Origin of the sequence: Streptomyces sp. C (assembly GCF_000158895.1) — a bacterium.
In the GTDB taxonomy this organism is placed as follows: Bacteria; Actinomycetota; Actinomycetes; order Streptomycetales; family Streptomycetaceae; genus Streptomyces; species Streptomyces racemochromogenes.
Map to the genome: position 1 here is coordinate 5,234,679 of NZ_GG657750.1, position 2,390 is coordinate 5,237,068.

The 2,390-nt window shown below is 67.4% G+C and carries 3 protein-coding genes; all 3 read left to right on the forward strand.

The annotated features are described in order from the left end of the window. On the forward strand, nt 1-1,027 hold a 1,027-nt coding region (locus SSNG_RS23775; protein WP_347232463.1), incomplete at its 5' end, for a sugar ABC transporter permease. Nucleotides 1,028-1,080: 53 nt separating this feature from the next. After that, nucleotides 1,081-1,899: a carbohydrate ABC transporter permease gene (locus SSNG_RS23780; RefSeq protein ID WP_042804016.1), complete on the forward strand. Its 819-nt coding sequence runs from the start codon at nt 1,081-1,083 to the stop codon at nt 1,897-1,899. Between the two features lie 6 nt (nt 1,900-1,905). After that, nucleotides 1,906-2,390, forward strand: a 485-nt coding sequence (locus SSNG_RS23785) for a glycoside hydrolase family 3 N-terminal domain-containing protein (RefSeq protein WP_007266454.1), incomplete at its 3' end; no start/stop codon positions are given.

Below are 2,390 nucleotides of genomic sequence, written 5' to 3' on the forward strand. Positions count from 1 at the left end.
AGCCATGACCGTGCACTCCCAGGGAGCGACGACCAGCGCTCCACAGGACGCACCACACAAGTCCGCCGGACGGCCGCCGCAGGCACCCACCGCCGAGGCCGGCCCCAGTGATACGTCTCCTCGCGGGGGCAGAAGGCCGCTCCCCTCGGGGTGGCTGCCCTACCTGCTGGTCCTGCCCGCCGTGGCCAGCCTCGCGCTCCTGCTGCTGTACCCGCTGATCAAGAACGTGATCCTGTCCTTCCAGGACATCAACAAGATCGAGTTCATCCAGCGGAAGTACCCCTTCGCGGGCTTCGACAACTACACCCAGCTGCTCGGCGACTCGAACTTCTGGACCGTCGTCGTCCGCAGCTTCGCCTTCACCCTCGCCAACGTCGTGCTGATCATGGTGATCGGCAGCCTCATCGGCATCCTGCTCAACCGCCTCGGCAAGTGGATGCGCCTGGTCCTGTCCATGGCGCTGGTGATGGCCTGGGCCATGCCGATCGTCGCCTCCGTCCAGGTCTTCTACTGGCTGTTCGACGAGCAGTTCGGCGTCATGAACTGGGTGATGCGCACCCTCGGCTTCTCCGGCTACGAGCAGCACAACTGGTTCGAGACCGGCTTCTCCACCCTGACGATCGTCACGCTCCTGGTCGTCTGGGGCTCCATCCCCTTCGTCGCCCTCAACATGTACGCCGGCCTCACCACGGTCGGCGCCGAGCTGTACGAGGCCGCCCGCATGGACGGCGCCAACGGCTGGCAGACCTTCTGGAAGGTCGTCTTCCCCAACCTGAAGCCCTTCTTCCTGGTCACCACGTTCCTTGAGGTGATCTGGGTCTTCAAGGCCTTCACCCAGGTCTACGCGATGAACAAGGGCGGCCCGGACCGCGCCTCCGAGATCCTCCCGGTCTTCGCCTACGTCGAGGGCCAGAGTCAGGCCCACTACGGCCTCGCCGCCGCGATCTCCGTCCTGACGATCGTGATCCTGCTGGTCGTCATGTCCTTCTACTTCCGCCTGATCCTGAAGCAGGAGGAGGAGCAGTGAGCACCACCACCGCCCCGAACGAGCCCGCCCAGCAGCTGCGCACCCGCAAGCCGCTGCGCCCCGCGACCGTCGCCAAGAACGCCGGCGCGGTGCTCCTGGCCCTGGTCTTCGTCTTCCCGGTCTACTGGATGTTCTCCTCGGCCCTCAAGCCGAACAGCGAGATCCTCACCAAGGACCCGGTCTTCGTCTTCACCCCGACCCTGGACAACTTCTCCAAGGCCACCGGCGTCACGAACTTCTGGACGTACGTCACCAACAGCCTCGTCGTCACCGTGGGCGCCGTCCTGCTGGCCCTGCTGGTCGCCCTCGCCGCGAGCTTCGCGATCGCCCGCATGAAGTTCAAGGGCCGCAAGGGCCTGGTCCTCGGCGTGATGATGGCCCAGATGGCCCCCTGGGAGGTCATGGTCATCGCGATGTACATGATCATGCGCGACGCCGAGATGCTGAACAGCCTCGCCGTCCTGACCGCGATCTACTTCGCGATGGTCCTTCCCTTCACCATCTGGACCCTGCGCGGCTTCATCGCCGCCGTCCCGGTGACCCTGGAGGAGGCCGCCCAGATCGACGGCTGCACCCGCGGCCAGGCCTTCCGCAAGGTGATCTTCCCGCTGCTGGCCCCCGGCCTGATGTCCACCTCGCTCTTCGGCTTCATCACCGCCTGGAACGAGTTCGCGATGGTCCTGATCCTCAACAAGGACAAGACCGCCCAGACCCTGCCCCTGTGGCTGACCCAGTTCAAGACCGCCTTCGGCAACGACTGGGGCGCCACCATGGCCGCGTCCTCGATCTTCGCGATCCCCGTCCTCGTGATCTTCATCTTCCTCCAGCGCAAGGCAGTCGGCGGCATGACCTCCGGCGCCGTGAAGGGATAACGGACCATGACGATCCTTGCGCACCGCGTCGACAGCCTCACCCGCGACGCCCTCGCGGTCCTCCAGCCGGGCTTCGAGGGCACCACCGCCCCCGCCTGGCTGCTGCGCCAGGTCGGCGAAGGCCTCACCGCCGTCGGCCTGTTCGGCCGCAACATCGCCTCGCCCGAGCAGCTCGCCGCGCTGACCGCGCAGCTGCGGGAGGTCCGGCAGGACGTACTCGTCGCCATCGACGAGGAGGGCGGCGACGTCACCCGCCTGGAGGTCCGCGGCGGCTCGTCCTTCCCCGGCAACCTCGCCCTCGGCGTCGTCGACGACACCTCCCTGACCCGCGAGGTCGCCCACGAGCTGGGCCGCCGCCTCGCCGAGTGCGGGGTCAACCTCAACTGGGCCCCCTCCGCGGACGTCAACTCCAACCCCGACAACCCGGTCATCGGCGTCCGCTCCTTCGGCGCCGACACCGCGCTCGCCGCCCGGCACACCGCCGCGTACGT